Source organism: Caballeronia sp. M23-90, from assembly GCF_053574605.1.
In genome coordinates this window covers 1-18,754 of the sequence record NZ_JBSIPA010000085.1, presented here as the reverse complement: position 1 = coordinate 18,754, position 18,754 = coordinate 1, and the positions used below count along the sequence as shown (strand labels likewise).

At 57.6% G+C, this 18,754-nt stretch carries 16 protein-coding genes and 2 pseudogenes; 7 read left to right on the top strand and 11 right to left on the bottom strand.

Annotated elements, in window-relative coordinates; all coding sequences use genetic code 11:
• Positions 1-29: 29 nt before the first annotated feature.
• The 4 genes and pseudogenes from ACRXB1_RS11490 to ACRXB1_RS11475 all read right to left on the bottom strand — a co-directional run.
• A pseudogene (locus tag ACRXB1_RS11490) lies at positions 30-215 on the bottom strand (integrase); the annotation flags it as partial.
• A gap of 104 nt (positions 216-319) precedes the next feature.
• On the bottom strand, positions 320-1,525 hold the full coding sequence (locus tag ACRXB1_RS11485; protein WP_011875610.1) for a hypothetical protein: 1,206 nt from the start codon (positions 1,523-1,525) through the stop codon (positions 320-322).
• Positions 1,522-1,869: a Tn3 family transposase post-transcriptional regulator TnpC gene (gene tnpC, locus ACRXB1_RS11480; protein WP_011875611.1), complete on the bottom strand. Its 348-nt coding sequence runs from the start codon at positions 1,867-1,869 to the stop codon at positions 1,522-1,524. Before tnpC ends, ACRXB1_RS11485 begins: the two co-directional genes overlap by 4 nt.
• A complete protein-coding gene (locus ACRXB1_RS11475) occupies positions 1,856-4,861 on the bottom strand; it encodes a Tn3 family transposase (RefSeq protein WP_011875612.1) in 3,006 nt (1,001 codons plus the stop codon). The genes tnpC and ACRXB1_RS11475 overlap by 14 nt, the downstream gene beginning before the upstream one ends.
• Before the next feature lie 137 nt (positions 4,862-4,998).
• Between ACRXB1_RS11475 and ACRXB1_RS11470 the strand changes: the two genes are divergently transcribed.
• On the top strand, positions 4,999-5,529 hold the full coding sequence (locus ACRXB1_RS11470) for a hypothetical protein (RefSeq protein ID WP_042976018.1): 531 nt from the start codon (positions 4,999-5,001) through the stop codon (positions 5,527-5,529).
• Positions 5,530-5,795: 266 nt separating this feature from the next.
• On the opposite strand, the gene istA is transcribed toward ACRXB1_RS11470, so the two are convergent.
• Positions 5,796-7,316 carry an IS21 family transposase gene (gene istA, locus ACRXB1_RS11465; RefSeq protein ID WP_449492068.1) on the bottom strand — a complete coding sequence of 507 codons (1,521 nt, stop codon included), beginning with the start codon at positions 7,314-7,316 and terminating at the stop codon, positions 5,796-5,798.
• 198 nt (positions 7,317-7,514) lie between these two features.
• On the opposite strand from istA, the gene ACRXB1_RS11460 reads away from it, so the two are divergent.
• On the top strand, positions 7,515-8,060 hold the full coding sequence (locus tag ACRXB1_RS11460) for a hypothetical protein (protein ID WP_449492067.1): 546 nt from the start codon (positions 7,515-7,517) through the stop codon (positions 8,058-8,060).
• A gap of 156 nt (positions 8,061-8,216) precedes the next feature.
• On the opposite strand, the gene ACRXB1_RS11455 is transcribed toward ACRXB1_RS11460, so the two are convergent.
• The 4 genes from ACRXB1_RS11455 to ACRXB1_RS11440 form a co-directional block, all read right to left on the bottom strand.
• Entirely contained in the window at positions 8,217-8,576 is a 360-nt protein-coding gene (locus ACRXB1_RS11455; protein ID WP_449492066.1) for a hypothetical protein, read from the bottom strand.
• 731 nt (positions 8,577-9,307) lie between these two features.
• Positions 9,308-9,577 (bottom strand): hypothetical protein, encoded by a 270-nt coding sequence (locus tag ACRXB1_RS11450; RefSeq protein WP_449492065.1) that lies wholly within the window; start codon positions 9,575-9,577, stop codon positions 9,308-9,310.
• Entirely contained in the window at positions 9,562-11,157 is a 1,596-nt protein-coding gene (locus ACRXB1_RS11445; RefSeq protein WP_449492064.1) for a patatin-like phospholipase family protein, read from the bottom strand. Before ACRXB1_RS11445 ends, ACRXB1_RS11450 begins: the two co-directional genes overlap by 16 nt.
• Before the next feature lie 401 nt (positions 11,158-11,558).
• Positions 11,559-11,708: a hypothetical protein gene (locus tag ACRXB1_RS11440; RefSeq protein WP_449492063.1), complete on the bottom strand. Its 150-nt coding sequence runs from the start codon at positions 11,706-11,708 to the stop codon at positions 11,559-11,561.
• Positions 11,709-11,849: 141 nt separating this feature from the next.
• Here ACRXB1_RS11440 and ACRXB1_RS11435 point away from each other — a divergent pair, with 141 nt between their 5' ends.
• Positions 11,850-12,110 (top strand): hypothetical protein, encoded by a 261-nt coding sequence (locus ACRXB1_RS11435; RefSeq protein ID WP_449492062.1) that lies wholly within the window; start codon positions 11,850-11,852, stop codon positions 12,108-12,110.
• Positions 12,111-12,192: 82 nt separating this feature from the next.
• Here the strand turns inward: ACRXB1_RS11435 and ACRXB1_RS11430 are convergent, their stop codons facing one another.
• Entirely contained in the window at positions 12,193-12,711 is a 519-nt protein-coding gene (locus ACRXB1_RS11430) for a hypothetical protein (RefSeq protein ID WP_449492061.1), read from the bottom strand.
• A 1,512-nt stretch (positions 12,712-14,223) separates the two neighbouring features.
• Here ACRXB1_RS11430 and ACRXB1_RS11425 point away from each other — a divergent pair.
• The 3 genes and pseudogenes from ACRXB1_RS11425 to ACRXB1_RS11415 form a co-directional block, all read left to right on the top strand.
• Positions 14,224-14,811 (top strand): DUF305 domain-containing protein, encoded by a 588-nt coding sequence (locus tag ACRXB1_RS11425; protein ID WP_449492060.1) that lies wholly within the window; start codon positions 14,224-14,226, stop codon positions 14,809-14,811.
• 149 nt (positions 14,812-14,960) lie between these two features.
• Entirely contained in the window at positions 14,961-15,287 is a 327-nt protein-coding gene (locus ACRXB1_RS11420) for a four-helix bundle copper-binding protein (RefSeq protein WP_449492059.1), read from the top strand.
• 439 nt (positions 15,288-15,726) lie between these two features.
• A pseudogene (locus tag ACRXB1_RS11415) lies at positions 15,727-16,290 on the top strand (transposase); the annotation flags it as partial.
• Positions 16,291-16,620: 330 nt separating this feature from the next.
• Here the strand turns inward: ACRXB1_RS11415 and ACRXB1_RS11410 are convergent.
• Positions 16,621-17,349, bottom strand: a complete 729-nt coding sequence (locus ACRXB1_RS11410; RefSeq protein ID WP_449492058.1) for a GntR family transcriptional regulator — start codon at positions 17,347-17,349, stop codon at positions 16,621-16,623.
• A 469-nt stretch (positions 17,350-17,818) separates the two neighbouring features.
• Here ACRXB1_RS11410 and ACRXB1_RS11405 point away from each other — a divergent pair, with 469 nt between their 5' ends.
• Positions 17,819-18,697 carry an ABC transporter substrate-binding protein gene (locus ACRXB1_RS11405; RefSeq protein ID WP_449492057.1) on the top strand — a complete coding sequence of 293 codons (879 nt, stop codon included), beginning with the start codon at positions 17,819-17,821 and terminating at the stop codon, positions 18,695-18,697.
• Positions 18,698-18,754: the final 57 nt, after the last annotated feature.

Below are 18,754 nucleotides of genomic sequence, written 5' to 3'. Positions count from 1 at the left end.
TGCCGGCAGCTTGCGCTTTACGCCCGCAGCCGGCGGATCTGGCCGATGACGCCGCGTGCAGACTGCCCCTGACCGAGCCGGTCCCGCAGGTACCGGCTGGCCGCGTCACGCGAAGATGCGCCTTCGTACCAGGCGCGCAGCGCGGCAAGCGCGTCGGCATCGGGAAAATCGTTCGGCATGTCGGCGGCGGCCGGGTTCGGGAGACGCGTTTTCATGACATGGAGTTTAGTCCAGAAATGTCAATACAGAGATAATAACTGTTATCTCTGTATCGATCACGAAAGACGTCCCGCCAGGATTTTTCACGATGATTTCCGGCTTAGATCGCCTGCAGGGCGCGACTCAAAAAGTCCGCGTGCACAGAGGTTCCGGAGGCCAGAAAGCGAATCTGCTGCCGCACGGATTCGGGATCGACGCCAGCGTGTTCCGCTGCCTGCAGCGTGGCGCGGCTTGCATCGAGCACATCGACACCTGTGATCTCGTAGCCGTAGCCCATCGAGATCCAGTGCAACGCCGCGAGACCGGCGGCCATGGCGAATCCCGGCTGCTTCTGCGCAAAGTCCCTGGCCGCGCGCGTCAACGTCCGGGGGTCGGTCGGGCTGGCATTGGCCAGCTTGATGGCCTGGTTGAACAGGCCTGCGTCCTTGGCTGCCGCGAACCACTTCCCTGGCTCGCCCGGCGACGCAGCAACCAGGTCGCTCAGGATGGTCTCTTGCGCGATGTGCGGATACTTCTTTGCGATGGCACGGAAAGTTGCCAGGTAGGTGGTGCCCTGGTTCGCTTCGCATGCATAGCGCCGGTATGCCTCGTCGGCAAGACCCGATGACAGCAGGATCGCCTCGCAAGCTTTCGCAATCTGCCCGTCCGGGCTGTTGAGGCCGCGCGTGTTTTCCGCGTAGGCCACGGCTTCAGCCTTTCTGCCCATCGCAAGCAGTGCCTTGACGCCCCAGCGTCGGTAGTGCCACATCTTGAACGGAGCGCGGTCCACCAGTGCGATCAGCTGCGCATGTCGCCCAGCTGCATATAGCGAAGCCAGACAGATCGGTGTCCCCGCAAAATATCCCCCGGGCCCCTCGGACCAGACGTGCTCGACGAGATCAATAAACCTGTCGGCCCACTCGCTGGCGATTTCGGGCGTCACGCAGAGTGTGTCCCATTCGTCCGACAGACCTTCGATATAGGGGACGCCCTGATCCTGAATGGCTTCCCATAGCCGCTCGAGCCAGGCCTGGCGCGTGACTGTGTCGACCTGTGCGCCAGCAATGACCGGGACCAGTGTTTCGATCGCACGATTCACGGCCGTGCCGATCGCACCTGACGACCCGTCGACGTGTTCCAGCGCGGGCGAAACTTTCTCCAGAAATTTCACAGCGCCCTCTGCCGCAAGCACTGTATCGCCGCGCGCCACCTGCCGGATCTCCGCGAGCGCTTCCTTGATACGCTGGATCGGTACGTCCGAGCGCCAGCCGAAAGCGTGGCGCCGGAAACGCTGGGCGAACTGCCACTTGTACGAGGCAGGCTTCACAGTGGTTCGTCCGTTTCGGATCGCAGATCCTGCAGGGGGCGCAAGGCGAGAATCATTTTTTCGAGCACCATGATCCAGTCCTCGAGTTCCTCGATGGTGCAATCAGCCTGTTCGACCAGCGTAAGGTCATCCGTCGAGCACGACAGGCTCGCGCCATTGATAACGGTATGCGCCATGGCGTGCAGGCGCAGAAGATCGTCACGCAAACCATCGGGCTCGCAGCGGGCGCGGATGGTGTCGAAAAGATCCACGGCCTGCTGGATGACGGTCGTGTCGTATCGCTGCTGCAATGATTCCAGCGCGTCGGCATCGACGATGCCATAGGGGGTCTCAAGGTCGGGCATGGGATCGGGATCTCCGCAGGGAACGGACCGGGCCGGCGAACAGGTGATCGTGTATCCAGCCCTCGACGTGTCCAAAATCCAGTTCGTACCTGCCAAAACGTTTCAGGTTGCTGGTGAGGTAGGGACTGAGGAATCCAATGTCGTCGGGATTGACCTCAATGCCTTCATTCACCATCGATCGCAACGCCTGCATCATGTCCACCGTGTTCTGCAGGATCGCGGCCGAAGCCATCAGGTCGTTGTAACGCAGGCGTTTCTGCTGCTCGTCCGGGTCATTGACTGGCAAAACATCTCCGCCGAACGAAAACCACTTGGCAAAGCCATTATAGGACTCGACCTTGTTGGTTGTGGCGGTGATCTCCTGTCGCAGTTCGTTGCTGCCGAGCCACTCAAGCAGGAATACCGTGCGAACCACCTTGCCAAGCTCCTCGGCCGCCAGGGACAGGCGATTTTTCGGACTGGCCGCACCGAAACGGCGCAGTAGAAGGGGCGATGAAATGGCTCCGGACTGGATCGACAGCGCGAGCTGCATCAAGTCCTTCCAGTGGCGCCCGATGAGTTCCCAGTCAACCGTTTCCGCGAAAAGATCATCGATATGTTTGTATCGGGTCGCAGCATCCACGCGATACAGCTTGAGGTCCTGCCAGTTGCGAATCCGCGGCATCAGCTTGATGCCCAGCAGGTAGGTGAAGGCGAACACCGCAGCCGACTGCCCCTGGGTGTCGGCGTGCACCGTATCGGCCTCAACGCTCAATCCAGCCTTAAGCAGCCCTTCGATCACGTAGATGGCTTCCCATATGCCCGGCGGGATGAAATGCCGGAATACCGCGATATAGTTGTCGGCGACGTGGCGGTAGGCGACCGCGCCCATTTTCCGGTAGCGGAAGTGATAGCCTGCCAGCAGGTTGTTGTCGTAGAAGTCGTACTGGGTGCCGTCGGCTGCCACCGTCTTGCCGTCTCCCCAGTGCTTCGGCAGGTCAAGCCGGAGATAGAGTTCGATCAGCTCGCGTTGTGCACTCTCAAGGCGTTCGAGACTCAAGTGCCGGCGGTTGACGAACGACATCATGTGCGGCGTGATCCTGTCACCCATGTGGCGCGCGGCCTGAGTGGGACCAAGATTGCATCCCATTGCGAAGATGGTAAGCAGGTACCGCTGTTCGGCGTCGCGGATTTTGGGATCGTTGCCGCTTAACGGACCAAAGTGTCGTGTGAAATGTGTCCAGTGCTCGATATTGGCGAGTACGTCCAGCAGATTGCGCACAGGCATGCGCTTGACGATCGCCTTTTGCAGGGCCACCGCGCTTTCAGGGATGACCGTCGCCGTGGTGCGACGGACAACAAACTCACCTGCCTTGTTGACTGTCACATGGTCGGACTTCTCGGGAAAACGCTCATCCAACTGGCGTGCTGCATCGGAGAGCCATTCGCGCAGCTGCGCCACAAAGCCGGCACTGCTGTCGGCAATGCCAAGCCTCTCGCTGTATCCCGGCAGGCGCTTCTCACAGTCATGCCAGGGCAACAGGTAATCGCGATAGTCTGCAAAGGCATCCGAGCCGGCTACGCACAGGTCTCCGCTGCGCAGTTCCCTCGTCATGGCGGACAGTACGCACAGTTCCAGATAACGCCGGTTTGTCGTCGCACCCTTCTCGGGCGGGCGGAAAACCAGCTTGCGCCAACGCCCGGAAGCAAAGCTGAGATCGACCTCGACGTTGATCCATTCGCGATGAAGCGATTCGTTCCTGAAAACGACCTGCATTGCCTGCAGCAAGGACTCGGACTGGGTGGTCGAGCTCCATGCCAGTGCATGCGCCAGACGTAGTAGTACTGATCGATGTGCCTTGAAATGCCTCCACAGCAGCGGCAGATAATTTCTGCCGCTGTAGGCCCGGACCTCGGCACAGCTTTCGCGCAATGGTTCGAGGTCGCCCGACGGCGCCAGATAATGGCGAACACGCGCACCAAGTTCGGTGTCATCGGTATAGTCGTCGAGAATATTGACGACGCCGTCAAGCGTATCGACCAGGCTTTCCATCTGTTCGCGCTGACGTGCCTGGATCTGGTCTAGCTCTTCCCTGGCCCGCTTGTGGATTGCGCTCATACGACGGATGAACATCTCGGCCAGGTCGTCGCGGGCTCGCACGCGCATTTGATGCAGCAACGCGACAATGAGCGTATATCGCCGCTCCGGCAGGGTTTCCTTCAGATTCGCCGCGTCCAGACTCATCGCCTGCGTCGAGAGGGAGCGCAGCTTTGTCGCGGGAACACCCTCCAGCGCATGGTTGAAGTCGCCAAAACCATCGAGCCAGGCAAGATGGTCGACGAGCAGGGAGATATGCTTTCGCGATGGGCGTAAGGCGTATCGCTTGATGGTGTTGTACGCGCTCTGGCGCTGGTTGAATTCGCGCTTGATCAGCCGGTCCAGTTGGGCCTTGTCCTCATCAGAGAGGCGACGCGAGACACGTCGGAACAGCGCTGTTTGAACTCGCGTGTGGATCTGCTCCACAATGGCATCGAGCGTCGAGAACGCGGGCAGTTCGACCTGCTGCTGGATCAGGCTGTCGATGGTTGCATTGATGATGTCCACCGGCTGATCCATCGTCTCGGCGGCCTCATGTGCCGCGCGTACCGCGATTTCGTTGGCATCGGAGCCGTAGTAGGACTGGATGCCGAGAAATTCGCGGATTGCCGCATAGTGACGAAACAAGGCGGGCGACCTTGCCCTGTTGTAGCCGAATGCGGCCTCGGCGCCTATATTCGCGCTCGCCCGGATGTGCTCGATGACAACGGGGGGAATGGCGTCAACGAAGGGAAAGTAGTGCATCTGCTGAAAGACCTTCAGCAGAACCAGCAGGCCCAGTCTCGAGGACTGGCCACGCGCGTTGCGGCGCACCCACTCAAGCTCTTCGACGTCCGGCGTATAGAACGCCTGCAGTTCCTCCGGTGAAAAACCCTTGGGCAACCTCGGATACGCGGTACGTTCGATGGTCGCCATGCCGGATTCCGGATCTCGAATGGGCTGGCCAGTGTAGCGCAAAAAATCCGGCAAAGCCGTCACACTTGTGCACAGTCTGTGCAACCAGCTGGCCGCTATAATTTTCGGATTCAGAACGCAGCGAAGGGGACAGAAACATGGGCAAAGCCAGCCAGCAGAAAAAATCGTCTCGCGCCCGCAAGCTGGGCACGCGCGACCTGGAGGCATTGCGACGGGGAGCGGTTCAGTCAGGGATCCCCGACGCTATCGTTTTCGATCGTAATGACCTGCCGCCGGAGCAGAAAATCTCCTGGCCCCTCGCCCAACTGCTTCAGGATGAGGTATCCGATCATCCAACACTGGAGGAATATCAGAGCGCACTGACGGCGATAGTTGCGGCTTGGAATACCAGCCTCCTGCCCGAGAGCGAGCGTGCTGAAGCGCTACGTGATCGGATCGGATTCGACAAAAGTGTTCCACCCGAAATACGGCGTGAGGTCACACAGGGCATCGAGCGCCTGATTGAGGAAAAAGTGGCCCGTTTTCCCCATGACCGCCGCCGTATCGTCTCGTGGGAGGCGAGGCTCGAAGGTGACGTACTCCGGGTCGTAGCGGCGGCGTCTGACGGTCCCCGGCACGATACCCTGGAGGATGTCATGCGGGGTTTGCTGCGAACGATGTCCGCGTAAGAGACCGCACATTCAGCCCAGTCAGCTAAGGACGCGACCGTCCCGCGCTGGCTGACCACGTTGACCTGTCTGCATGCCGACGCGCAAGCGGACGCGATAGCTCAGGGACGCATTCACGGCCCGAGTTCCTTATTCCATCAAAGCATAGAGATCCGTCGCTTCATAACTTTCAGGCTTATGATAGCAATTTGACCGGATCTTGGTCAGATCCCCTCCAGGCGGCCGCCATCCCGTGCAGGCGTAGTTGCTTGAGTTCAGCGCTCAGATCACGCATGGTTGACCTCCGGGGTTGTGCTGCGCAATCCGTCGTAGCGCGATGTATTCGCCAGTGGCGGCGTCGAGAGCTTCAACTGCGTATCGATCCTTGGTGGAGGCTGCGCGTCGCGTAGTCTTGCAAGCACGTTCTCCACGTGCTCGACGCTCACACGCCCCAATGGCGGCATCTGCGCCAAGATCAACTCGATCGCCGTCAAGAGCGCATCCAGTCCGCTGCTGGGAACGAGTGCCAGTATCTTCGCCATCACCCGATCACCCCCCGTTTCGCGAAGCAGCCCCACGCGCAACCGTTTAAGCGGCTCTGGCATATCCAAAAACGGCGCGCCATTGCGCAAAGACCCGGGTTTGCGCTGCAAAAGCGTCACATAATGCTGCCAGTCGTACTGCACCTGGGTTTCGCCGCCCAGGCGCTCATGCCCCGCAATCACGGCATTGTGATCAACGACGACAACGCGTGTTGGGTAAAGGCGCGTGCTCACTATCTGGCCGGCAAACTCGCACGGAACCGAATATCGATTGCGCGCGATGACCACTAGGCAGGTGCTCGATACGCGCGCCAAGCGCTCGACATAACCGTCAAACGGCGTTGGCATCGGCATCAAATGCTCGCGTTCATGATCAAGTACGTCAGCGATGCTCACGCCTTTGTAATCAGGATGGCGCACCTCATTCCAAAGCAATCGGCAACGAGAGTCCAGCCACGCGTTCAGTTCGGCGAGGCTGCCGAAGCGCTCTTCGCGAGCACTTGCCCAGATCCGTTGTCGACTATCCTGCACATTCTTCTCGACGACACCTTTCTCCCAACCACTGGCCACGTTGCAGAAGTCCGGTTCGAACAAATAATGCGAGCACATGACGGCAAATCGGGCATTGACCAGTCGCCCCTTGCCTTTACGGGGGACCTTATCGACCGCCGTTCGCATGTTGTCATAGATACCGCGGCGCGCCACACCACCGAGTGCTTTGAACGCCCGTGTGTGCGCGTCAAAGAGCATCTCGTGGCCCTGGCTGAAGTACGCCGTCAACCAGAACGCTCTTGAAGCGCAAAGCTTCGTATGTGCGACCTGTAACTTGCGATACATCCCACCGATCACCAAGCCTTCTTCGCTCCAGTCAAACTGAAACGCTTCGCCTAACGAGAAGTGCAGCGGTACAAACGCGTTTGCTGAAATCGACTTGCCTTCGGCGACTCGCCACGTCCGGATAAAATCAGTCACCCGCGAATAGCAGCCGTCATAGCCGGCGGCCTGAAGCTGCTCAAACAGCGTCCATGTCTTGCGCCGCTCCTTCCTCGGGCGCAGCGCGTCAACAACTAACGCCTCGATGAGCTTCTCGTGAAACGGCGTCAGCTTGGTTACCCGCTCTGCGCGTTCGTACTTCGGTTCCTGCGCGGTACCTTCTTTTAAATACTTACGGATTGTGATGCGCGACAAACTCGTCAGCCGCGCGATCTCGCGCACCGACTTGTCCTGGCGGTGAAACATCCGCCGTACTTTGCCAATCATAGTCATCGGGAGCATCCTCTAAACCTCTGCTTCTAAAAGCAGCAGGTTAGGCTGGTTGCCCGGGTCACTTTTAAGTCGGCGAGACCCTCATAAGTGGTCTACTTTTACGTCGGCGTCTACAACATTGCGCTCTCCGCCAGCGCGCCATAGACTCAATTTTGGTTCTACGGGCGAGTTCGAGTCGCTATCAAGAGGGTGCGTCAGATGGAATGGGTCAAACCAGAGGGAATAACGGCGATCTCGGTCATGCGGCTCGCAAGGACAAGCCTGGCCGACCGGTTAGTCGTGAGACTTGCCGTTGTTTGCGGCAGTGCAGTTCCGAAGGAGCGACATCGGGAAATGGCTACTGCGATCAGATTGGGGCTACAAACGGGCTGCCGCTTTTTACTCCACACTCGCCGCAATGTCAGCGATGAAACGTTGTGGAGAGGTTTGTTCGCGATTCCTTGTTATTGTGAGCCCGCTATTGCGCAGTGCATGCCCCTTTGGACGAGTCATCAGCAGCAGGCATTCCGCTGGGCGGCAGCGATACTTGCTTACTCGGTTCGTAATGCATTCGAAGATTTACACGCAAAGTACATACCGGACGAACTCATGCCTACATTGAACCGCACGGTCCGCAACACGATTTTTGAGCTTATCGTCGCCGACCCATCCCTTGGTTGGCGTTTGAGCCGAATGCCTAGGGCGTTTCTTTCCCTCAATGCGGAACAAGGGCACATTGCGCGGCTTCCAAATCCAGTCGGCTAAAAAGAAGCGGCAATCAACCGGCGCGCCGGCCACTCGGGGCGTGAAGGATCCGGTAGATGACGGCAAGACATCGCTCGCTGACCGCGGCCTTGCGAACGGCAGCTGGCGCAAAGCGTGGGGGCGCCAGTCGCAAGCAACAGCGCCCTCGTCAACGTATCAATCAGGCGCCGACCAACCGTCTTTGGTCAATTCGAGGCGCGCCCGCCCGACTGAGGGTTTTGAGACGTCGATTAAATCGTTTGCGAACATTTTTTGGATCGCAGCGTTGTTAAACCAGGCGGGCGCTTCGACGATGTCGTAGGTATAAGTCACCAGGACTTGGGAACCCACCCCATCTCCGATCGGGGGCGTAGCACCTGTTAAGTCTCGAAGTTTTCGCTTACCGCCACAGAACCGCGGATGTACGATCGCCGCCGGCGCCGGCACGAGATACTTTTTCCCTTCGTCAGTCAGTGTGTAATGCGCACCGTCAACCATTTCCTCTTTGTTTCCCCTTAACGCTATCTTGTCGTCCATGGACGATAGCAATCCTGCGCCCTTCAATGCTTCAGCTGCGTCGGATTCATCGAATCCCCAATGTTTCAGTCTCGGCCCGTCGAATGGAAAGGTGTCGGAAGGAGACCGTACACAGGCTCCGGGCTGAGTGTCCAAACTCGTTTGAATCGCGGCCTTAAAATTTTCTGTGGTCGGCTTAGATTTCCCGTTGCACGCGGTAAGGCTTGTAATCGCGGCAACGACCGAAAAGAGCGCAAGGACTTTTTGGGGGATGAACATAATGAATGATGTGACGAAAACCCCATTATCCATGCGGCAGACTAAAGCAGCGAGGCACGTGATAAGGCAAACGCGCGGTTTCGTCACATGATGAGATCTTTGATGCCGACGACGGGAAGCTGACTTTCGTGAATACGTCGGCGAGGTGGACTGGACGCGTGCACGCGATAACCTTGATCTGCTGCGCCAACTGTGATTTCATGAACCTTCGACTGCGATGGAAGGGCGGCGTTAAGACGGATCCGCTTCCCGGGCCCATGTGCGGACCACGCTCGCGACAATCCCTCCAGAGTCGTCGTCGCTTTTGACCAGGGCAGATAGTCTAAAAGTATCCTCCTCCGCGCTGCCCGCCAGTTTGGCGTCAGGAGCCTCAGGAGGAAAGAACAAGCCTCGGGCGTCCGTCATCTCAAAACAAGTGCCCAACCCGCCGTCCAATAAAAAGGGCGCTGTATGCGCCCTTTCCCCGTCCTATGTCAGCCTTCGACGCTTACCGGTCCATCGCGTTTCGCTGATTTTCGTGCCTCGGCCGCCTGCTGCAAAGCTCGCTCGATGTCCGCCTTGAGCGCCGCTCCCGAACCGCTCGCGATCGAGACCTTGAAAATGTCGGTTACTGCGGCCACAGTACGCTTTGCCTGCTCCACATCCGCAGGGACCAATGGAATACCAAGATCAAATTCGCGCGCCTTTGGGGTCGCATCACGTTTTGAATTAGAGGTAGTAAAGAACTTCAATCCCATGGCCACGATGTACTCCTTTGTACTGCAACGTAAATGCCTGTTCTATAACAGAAATCTAACACTGCAGTTTCGAGCGCGTCAATGAATGGTTGAAAATTAGACACGTCCTTCAATGCTAGATCCGGAATCACATCGCATTCGACCGCAATCACCAACCCGCGTTCCACCGAAGGCGTCGATCGCGCTGGCCTTGGCCGCCGCCCAGACACGGGGATCACGATGCGCCAGTGCTGTCCCGGCCAATGTCCGCCCTCGTAGGCGCCAAACATGGGCTCTCCCGACTCCCATGCGCCCTCCGGCGAAAACTCGGGCAGGCCAGGAAACCCTATGGAGAAGGTCCAGGCGGGGGGCGCATAGGAACCGCGAGGCTGCACGGCCAAGGTAACCCGAACCAATGGAGAAGTGTTGGAATGCCAAACCCCAATTTGGGAATGCAAAGCCCGCAGAGTTTCCCCTTGGATCGCTTGACATGCGCTTGCGATGTTTTTCGGAAAAGTCACAAGCCCATCTTGCAGGAGGCTGAACGCCAATCCCTTTGCCTGCTCCACCGTCTCAAGATATATGTGCTTGGGCTTATGAAAATCCATGAGCTTGAGCGCGCAGGGCATCATAATGTGATGAGCGTTCGGCACCTTCCGCATGTCAAGTTCAAGGGACCCTGCGACGACCGCTGAAATTAGCGCCTGCAGCAACGAAGATGGTTCTTGAAGGGTTCCGCTGCCGGGGTCTTTCGGTTCGATCCCGAATGCGATGGTCAGAAGCTCCCCGTCACGGGCGGCATCGTGTTTTTCGCGTTCTTCATCCAGGGTCCAAACCGGGAGATTGGAAATCAGGCCGCCGTCAACATAGCTGCGCTCCCTGCGGTCCGCGGTCACTCCTTTTCCCCGCGTGCACAAAAAGCGATGTGGCCGAAAAATGACTGGCAGGCAAATCGACGCTGCCACCGCGTCTGCCACGGCCACGTCTGGCGTCCTTTCCAGACAGAAGACTTCGGCCCGCTCTTCCGACACGTTGGTTGCCACAATCTTGAGCGGCAACCCGCCAGCTTTCTCAAGATCCGAAAATGTCACTCCAGCCTCGGTTGACGCCTGTATCCGTGATCGTAGTACCGCGTCGATGAATTTTCGGACGTCCTCCGTCGACGTAATGCCCACAGACATCCAGATAAAGAAAACCACGGGCAAAACGACGCATAGGATAGCAAGCTCCATCCCGAGCCACGCATACCCTGCGTAAACCGCGAACAGCGCAGCAACGGTAGCCATGAGGATCAGCGTAGGCCCCCAGTACACTAACCGTCCCACCCAGCGCAGCCGCTTCCAGCCCCATTTCCCGAAGAGATCCCGTGGACGACTGAATTCCATATCGTCGTACTTGTTCTCAAGCAAGTGTTTCCCCGTACGGAGGTTGACCAGATCTTCTCCCGAGAATCCTGCAGCGACCAACGCTGCGACGATTGAGCCAGCCGAGGTCCCCGCTACGCCGCGGACGCCGAGGTTCATCTGTTCAACCGCAAGGAGCGCGCCAACGTGCACTATCCCCTTGGCCCCACCGCCTTGAAAAATCAACAGTGCCTTGTCATTCACAAGCGAAGTACGTAGGTGTGGTCCTACTATCTGCATATAGACGCTCTATAAATCTGATCGGATCAGGCCACAGGCGCCTGTGTCGCCCGCGTGGAATGATGGGAGAAGCAATACGGCGAAAAATAGCAGCATTGAAGCGGTAAACAGTCCTCCTGAGCATGGATTATCCACCGGCTGCGTGGCAGTTGCAGTTGCAGTTGCATCTCAGGGCAATATAGAAGTGCGGCTCGGCCGGTGGTAAATCTCGACCGCGAACCCTTCCGCAAAACCGATCCTGAATTGCGCCTTGCGCGCAAGTTCATTATCGCCGCGTACTCTAGCATCGCGCGGATCTGCGCCCCCCGTTGCTGGACCGCTGCCTCCAGATAATCGACCTGCCTGAGCAGCTGCTGGCGATAAATTTAATCGGTCGCGCCGTCGTCGTTGCTCATCATGCTACCGCCGGGAGCGTAGTACACCGTGCCGTCCGACACGGTCGCGCTGGCATTGACGCGAAACTCGCGAAGCTCTGCATGATTTCCTGCGGTCAGTACTTGACCGTTCAGGGGCATTCTTTAGTCGCTAACCGCGCGGACCAGTTGTGATGCACGATCTCGATCAGTGCGGCCTGGGTCCAGACGAACGCAACTTCGTCCGTTCGCGCAACGAAGGCAGCGTGTGTTTTCATGGGATGCGATTCCCAGGTGGAAGTATTGGATACCCCGATCGTCGAGAAGATCGTCGCGCTCGTTGAGTTTCCGCACGAGCGTGCTGAGCCACGGACGCAGCGTTGTCCCGCTCTCGATTGCCCGGACGAGCGTCTGACCGCTCACATGAGCAGGTGGCACCGCGAACTCACGGAATTGAACGACACGTCGCGGTTGGGCGGCCGGGATGCGACGCAGCAACCGGAGCATCAGCATCAGGTAGCGCGCCGGCTTGCGTTGCGCGCGCCGGCAGCTTCGGGTGAATAGTCCAGGCCCTCGAATTGAGCGTCGACGTGCGCGGTGAGGTCGGCGCGGAAGTTTGTTGAAATCATCCCGTCCCGATGAGATCCTAATCCAGATCGTAGCCCATCATCTCGCGGACTGCCGCCTCGGCCCAAGCGTCGAGGTCGAAGTTCTGAACAGCCATATGAAGCTCGGCCGCCCAGTCCGGGTGTGCATCGATCCACTTCATGATGCGCGCGGAGCTGCGGATATCGAGGCGGTACGGAATATTGCTGCTGATTACCTTTGCCGGCACGCTCTCCACCACGAAGCGGGCATTTCCGGGGTGCGCGACCGCGAACATTTCCACGACCGCATTGAGATCTGGCAACTGGTTCGCACGAGCCAAGTCCGTCACCAACGTCAAAGTCGGACCTGACGGAGTCGTGAAGTCTGGAGAGCCCTGCAAGCCGAACGCTTCCAGCGCACGGTTGACCAGTTCGGGCGGGGTTTTACGCTCACGGCCGATCTGCCGCACTTTGTCTGCAATGTGTTTCATTCTCAATGCCTCTGCAAATTCACGAATTTTCTGGACGTCGTCACGTGACGTTGCCCAGACCTTGACCTCGGACCAACCCGCGTTCACTCGCGCTTGCCGCTGTGCGATTACGCGGGCGCTATCAGATTTCGCCAATCCACATCTCCAATCTGCGTAAACACTTTACGCTTAAATTGCGTTAAACATTACATTGAGTCGCGACGTGGGTCAAGCTCAAGTTGAATTGGCGTCGCGAGCTGGATTTGACGAAACGCAGGCCTGCGACATTTTTCGCTCAATGGATAATGATCTAAATCCATCTCGACCATCAAGTGCCCCGATTCAAGAAAATTCCATGCAGGATCTAAAATCCAAATTAAGTGCCCGATTCTCCTATTTCTTTGGCATAAAAATAACAATTACTTAATTTCTTAGCAGGAACATTTTTTGTTGCTAAATATAATTATGTAAATTCGTGTAAGCGGATTGCCGTCCGTGTTCGCTCGGTTGGGAAGTGATCGGTCTCCGCGCGCTTTCGTTGATTCGGCGACGATAACGGTCTGGCATAAATGTTGAAGTCATCGTCCGTTGCAGACGGCGCGACGCGGAACCCTCAACTCGGGACCCTTGATCAGGCTATGTTGCGACGAGTAGCACGTGCCGTCGACCTTTGACTTACTGTGAGCTTGTTAAGGCGACGCCGTTCCAATGCCCGCCTGCAAAGCACGCCCTTCAATAAAGGCTACGTCACCACTAGCGGCTGCGCCTAAGGGATTTGTCGAAGTTTGATTCCGGACAAGTTTGGAAGCAAACATCAATCTATTTACTCCTTATGCGCTTCGCCGAAAGTCGATAGGCAACTGAAATTGGTCGGAACCGATCAGTGTTTCCGCAACTTGCTAGCGTGCTGGTCGGGGCGTCCATCAAATACCTAAAACCTTCGACCGGGACCCCTTCCGAGGAGCGCTTCCCGATCCGCAAAATGACGGATGGCGGGTTGGCCCACCCCCGCATTAGGCGTCAACGAGGTCAAGGACACGCTCTGTGCGCCGCTGGGAGAGATATCGTCTTGCGCAACACGAAGCAGTCGGGACGAATACTGGCCCCACTCACGCCGCCTTTTTTGTCCCGTAGCAGGCGAACATAAGTAACGAATCCGTGCAGCACTCTGCAATGCTGCGACTGCCTGCAGCATGCATTAGTCGTATTGGATGGCTGTCGGATGACATTTTAGTCATCCGACAGTCACGTGCAGACATTGCAAAAGGAGAACCATTTTGCGGCCGACTCCTTCCCGCAAGGTTTTGCGGATAGCGGGCCAGTGAGCTTCGAATTTCGCGTTGAAAACTTGCTTACAGACATGCCCGTGCGGAACTGGACTTGCTGGGAACATGTCGCTTGACCAGCGGGTCGGGCATCCCTGTCACACATTAAGGCTGGCTAACGGCGGAGGTCATCGTGGGAAATATGCTTAGGTGGTTTTCTGGTGGGTCTCGCGCGCGCAGGGGCAACTCCTTGCTTGCGGTAACAGCGTTTCTCGCATCATTATCGTTGCTTCCAGCTCCGGCGATAGCCGACTCACCTGGGCGTGGCACCACAGCCGGATTCGAGGTCGCGTTAATGAAGCAGATAATCGACCACCACTATTCAGCACTGAGAATGACGGAGCTTGCGGCGGGAACGGACGTCAAGCGAAACGACACGTTGTCGACGACTGAAGGTACGGCGCCGACACCGTCTTATCCGCCAACGAAAGCCAAAGCGTCGTTGCCTGAAATACAGTCGAATGCGCGTATGGAAAACCGCACGCAGCGGGAGCAGATTCTGCAGCTCGAGAAGTTTCTGAGCGACTGGTATGGCATCAGTTATCAGCCGACAACACCGCCCGAACAAAGCGCAGCCATTGCGATTCTCGAACATGCTCAAGCTGGTAAGAGCTTCGACCACGCGTACCTTGAAGTCTTTGCCAGACACCACTATGAGCTTTTCGAGCCGTTGAATGCATGTATCACGGGCGCTGATCGTCGCCATTATGACCTTATAAGGCTCTGCAGACAGATGTGGAACGCGCAAACGTCAGCCGTCGACGAAATGCGAGAGTTGCTGGAGCGGAATTTCAGCATCGCGGACTACCAGCCGTTCAATGACGAACAGCCACTACACACTGAACACGGGAGCCCGCGCGGTCAACACAGCGGCGGCGACTAGCGTGCTGGCCAGCAGTCTCGTTCGTCGCCGGCGGATTGTCAGCGGATGGCATCGACGCGGTTGAACGCTAGACACAGAACTGCTGGACTGCGCGTTGCTGGCTTCTTTGCTGTCGGCACTGATGCCGGCAAATCACATGGGGGTGAAAAATGGCAACTGAACAACTCGAATCCTGCATCCGGGATTGCTATGAATGTGCACGGGCATGTGACCGATGTGCGGGGGCGTGTCTGACCGAAGGCCAGGCATCGCAGATGGCCGATTGCATCCGGCTCGATATTGATTGTGCCGACGCGTGCCGTTCTGCCGCCGCGGCGATGGCTCGGGGCAGTAGTCAGATGGGGACAATCTGTGGAATGTGCGCGCAGTTGTGCGACGCATGCGCCGAAGAATGTGAGAAGCACGACCCGCAGCATTGCAAGGCATGCGCAGCAGCATGCCGTAAGTGTGCAGAAAGCTGCAGGGCTATGGCTTGACCGACATCGGGCTCGTCGCTAAAGGGCGCCTACCTTTTCGTGTGTCGCTGCCGTCACGGTACGAATGAAGTCTGGTTTCATGCTTTTGGGAACAGCAGCACCCGTCTGACGAAAAAGTCATCCCAACGTCACCGCGTTATTAGGAGGAGCTCTCCAAAATATCGTCTCCGGAGCCGGTAAGCCGCTCCATCGTTGACAGGAGAGCCCTATGAAATCCTACGCTTCCACACTTGCTCTTGCGCTCGTGTCCTTTTCATCGACATGGTTCGCCCATGCTAACCACCGCTTCCCGAGCAGTGCGACAACTGAGTCACCCGATGGTGAGCGACGTCCGACCGCTGCGCGTCCCCGACTTCGCTCAAGGTGCGCCCGTAACTGTCAAACCCGAGAGCAGCAAGCGAACCGGTGGATCGTTTTCGCGCCGGGCGTGCTTTTGCGGCCTCGAGCGAGAGCGCGTGCTAAGGCTAGCGTGCACGTTGGCGAAAAGGCGATGCTTTCCAGCCGGTCCTGAGCGGTGCAAGCTCGCGCTATGCCGGGCATTGGGAGTGCGATCTAATTATTAGCTTAAACCGATCCCCCATCGGGACACGGTCCAAAGATCAAGCCGCTTTTCGATGCTTGAGATGCTCGTGCGCCTATCTTGCGAGAATGGTTAAGGGCTTGTGCAACGCACGAAGATCGGGCCCGCGCTCGCCGGCTATGGATCTGTCACGATGGCTAACGCAATCAAGAAGATCTTGGCGGACTTGGCTGCTCATTTGCGGCGATCATTGACTTGGGATCGTAGCAAAAAGGTGTCCGATCGGCGTGAAGATGTGCTCCGCTCACCCGCAGAAATCATGGCGGCGTGGTACGAACGGAAATACCATGGCCTTCTGCGGCCATACTTCCAAAAATGCACGAACCTGTCTCGGTAGAGTGCTTGTGAGATCCAAGCCGCTGCTGACGCATAAAATCTGGGCGCCCGAGAACACTCGGCTGGAAGACTCGTGCTGAGACTTAGGGCGAATAGAATCTGTTCAATAATGCAGTGCTGCGACGACCGGTTGAATCGCCTCGATTGTGAGCGCCTCAGCGGGTCTTTTGGGAGTAAGTATTCGTCTGGTCGCTAAATCCATAGAGGCCGCCGAAAGTTAGACGGCATAGTTGCTACTGGTGAACTTGACCGAGTTGTGTCGACTATATCTTCGGTTGGCCAGAATCGAGCTTCCAGATCCCACGATCTGTCTTGGCCTTGAAGCGGTTGGAACGTGGGCAACGAATTCTATGCCCAACAATGCGCCAAGGCCTACAAAATACGCGGCACCTTCTGAACTCGTACCGCACAGCGAACTCAGCACTCAAACAGGATTGATTCCAGGTCGTCGTCTTCCTCTTCTGGTTCAAGCAATTGGAGCGTCGCTTCAATATGTTCGAGATGCTCGGCCATGAGCTTTTGTGCAAGCATGGCGTCGCCTGCTTGCAGCGCATCTATCAGGCGCGCATGTTCGTCATGCGGACAAGCCTGCGCTGTTGGCGCGTTGTAGAGCAGGATGGTCAGGCACGTCAGCATCTGCAGCCCGCGCATGGTCCGCTCAATAAAGCGGTTGCCCGAAACTTGCGCCAGCATCACATGAAATTCGCCTGAAAGACGCACCGCCGTTCGGCGATCGTTATGCTTGCGCGCTTCGTCCTCTTGCGCAACGTGCGCGCGAAGGCGAGCGAAGTCCTTCCTTTTGCCGCAACGGCAGACCTTCTCGACGATCGGCAATTCGATCTGCCGTCTTGCTTCGAACAGTTCACGCGCCTCTTCCACGGTTGGGCTGGCAACGAAAGCACCGCGATTCGGCACGATCGTGACGACAAGCTCGTGCGCAAGTTGCTGCAACACCGCACGCACCGTAGTTCGGCTCACATGAAAAATTGCTGCGAGCCGATCTTCGGCCAGCTTCGTACCCGGCTGCAGCCGATGCTCCGAAATGGCATTCATCAAACGCTCGTAAATCACGTTCCGGTGCGCGCCGTCGAACGACCCGGTGGATCCGTTTTCAGCACGCTTCGACCGCTTATTGTCAGTCGCCATGTTGGGGTCCTGGTTTCCAAACTCAAAAAGTACGACAAGGTACACCTATGCCGAGCAGCCGCAATGTGACGCCTTCCCGTAAGCCGAATTATCGCTTAAATTGCATACAATTTGTCAATCTGATGTTTATTCAATCCACTTGTAACGTGTGCATTCCAGCCGTGAAAAGATGTCCAGTTCACGCGGCGATCACGCAGCACGACGGTGCGAGATGTTGGAGTTTGGTGCAACGATGATGACCTTTGTTGCGCAATGGTGCGAAACCGCCGTAATCTCAATTAAGAAATTGTGTACAGGGATGTCAAGTTCTTCAAAACAATCCGTCCAATCCCTTGTAGACAAAGTGGGCCGCAAAAAGCTTCATCGAACCTGAAGCAATTGGCACAGTCCTCGCTAAATCGATGTGAACGCGCAGCGCCGGGAGACTGAAACGGTTGCCGTGGACTCTTGAACTTCCAATACCTATCCGATGCGAAAACTGCTTCTTGCGCACGGTAGCGCGCTGTCCAATCTGGCGCTGTTCGTGGCTGTAGACACCGGTCTCTTTGAGCGCCACGGGCTGGACGTGGAGGCGCCGCACTTCGCCGAGTTCAGCTCCACCGCTACCTTGCTGCGAAGCGGCGCCGCCGAACTCGGCACAACCGGCTTCACGCAAGCGCTCGTGGACCATGCGCGGCCGGACCCGCTTCGCATCGTAGGCGGCAGCGGCAAGCTCGGCATGGCGCTGATGGGCCAGCCCGGACTCGGCATGACGGGTCTGCACGGGCAGCCTGTGGGCACCTTCGCCGACGACCCCATGGAGGTGCTGCTGCACGATGCACTGCAGGTCAACGGCATGATGCCCGCCGACATTGAACGCGTTCTGTATCCGTCACTCGCACAGGCCACCGAGGATTTCATGCACGGGCGAATCGCCGCGCTGACGGTGATTGAGCCATGGATTTCCCGCTTTGAGCGCCAGGGCTACGCGCGTCTTTGCGATGGCTTGCAAGCATGGGGAGGCGAGTATCCCGACACGCTGCTCGTTACGCGCAAAAGTTTCCTGGAGCGCCATCCTGAGGTTGTATCGGCTGCGCTGCGCGCCATGCTCGATGCAAAGCTCGCCATTGAACAGACGCCTCGCGAAGCGCTTCGGGCGAGCGCGCATCGCTGGCCCGAGTTCACGTTCGACGAACTCCTCGCAGGCGTCGCAGCACAGCCGCCGATTATCGATATCCGCTCAATGCGCGATTGCATTCGTGACCGCGCCGCGACTCTCGAAACGCTGGGGTTGATGAAAATCACGCCGGCGCTCGACGACATCTTCAGCTTCGATCTGCTCCAGCAGATGCTCGAAGCGACCACCTGATTCAAGTGCGCCCTCAAACCTCCATAAGGACTCTTCGATGTTCAAGAAATTCGTGCA

Bases quoted from the DNA above. Each gene is read 5' to 3' on its own strand.
- tnpC (WP_011875611.1), bottom strand. From the start codon at position 1,869: ATGCCCGACCTTGAGACCCCCTATGGCATCGTCGATGCCGACGCGCTG.
- ACRXB1_RS11475 (WP_011875612.1), bottom strand. From the start codon at position 4,861: ATGGCGACCATCGAACGTACCGCGTATCCGAGGTTGCCCAAGGGTTTT.
- ACRXB1_RS11470 (WP_042976018.1), top strand. From the start codon at position 4,999: ATGGGCAAAGCCAGCCAGCAGAAAAAATCGTCTCGCGCCCGCAAGCTG.
- istA (WP_449492068.1), bottom strand. From the start codon at position 7,316: ATGACTATGATTGGCAAAGTACGGCGGATGTTTCACCGCCAGGACAAG.
- ACRXB1_RS11460 (WP_449492067.1), top strand. From the start codon at position 7,515: ATGGAATGGGTCAAACCAGAGGGAATAACGGCGATCTCGGTCATGCGG.
- ACRXB1_RS11455 (WP_449492066.1), bottom strand. From the start codon at position 8,576: ATGGACGACAAGATAGCGTTAAGGGGAAACAAAGAGGAAATGGTTGAC.
- ACRXB1_RS11440 (WP_449492063.1), bottom strand. From the start codon at position 11,708: ATGCCCCTGAACGGTCAAGTACTGACCGCAGGAAATCATGCAGAGCTT.
- ACRXB1_RS11425 (WP_449492060.1), top strand. From the start codon at position 14,224: ATGAAGCAGATAATCGACCACCACTATTCAGCACTGAGAATGACGGAG.
- ACRXB1_RS11420 (WP_449492059.1), top strand. From the start codon at position 14,961: ATGGCAACTGAACAACTCGAATCCTGCATCCGGGATTGCTATGAATGT.
- ACRXB1_RS11410 (WP_449492058.1), bottom strand. From the start codon at position 17,349: ATGGCGACTGACAATAAGCGGTCGAAGCGTGCTGAAAACGGATCCACC.
- ACRXB1_RS11405 (WP_449492057.1), top strand. From the start codon at position 17,819: ATGCGAAAACTGCTTCTTGCGCACGGTAGCGCGCTGTCCAATCTGGCG.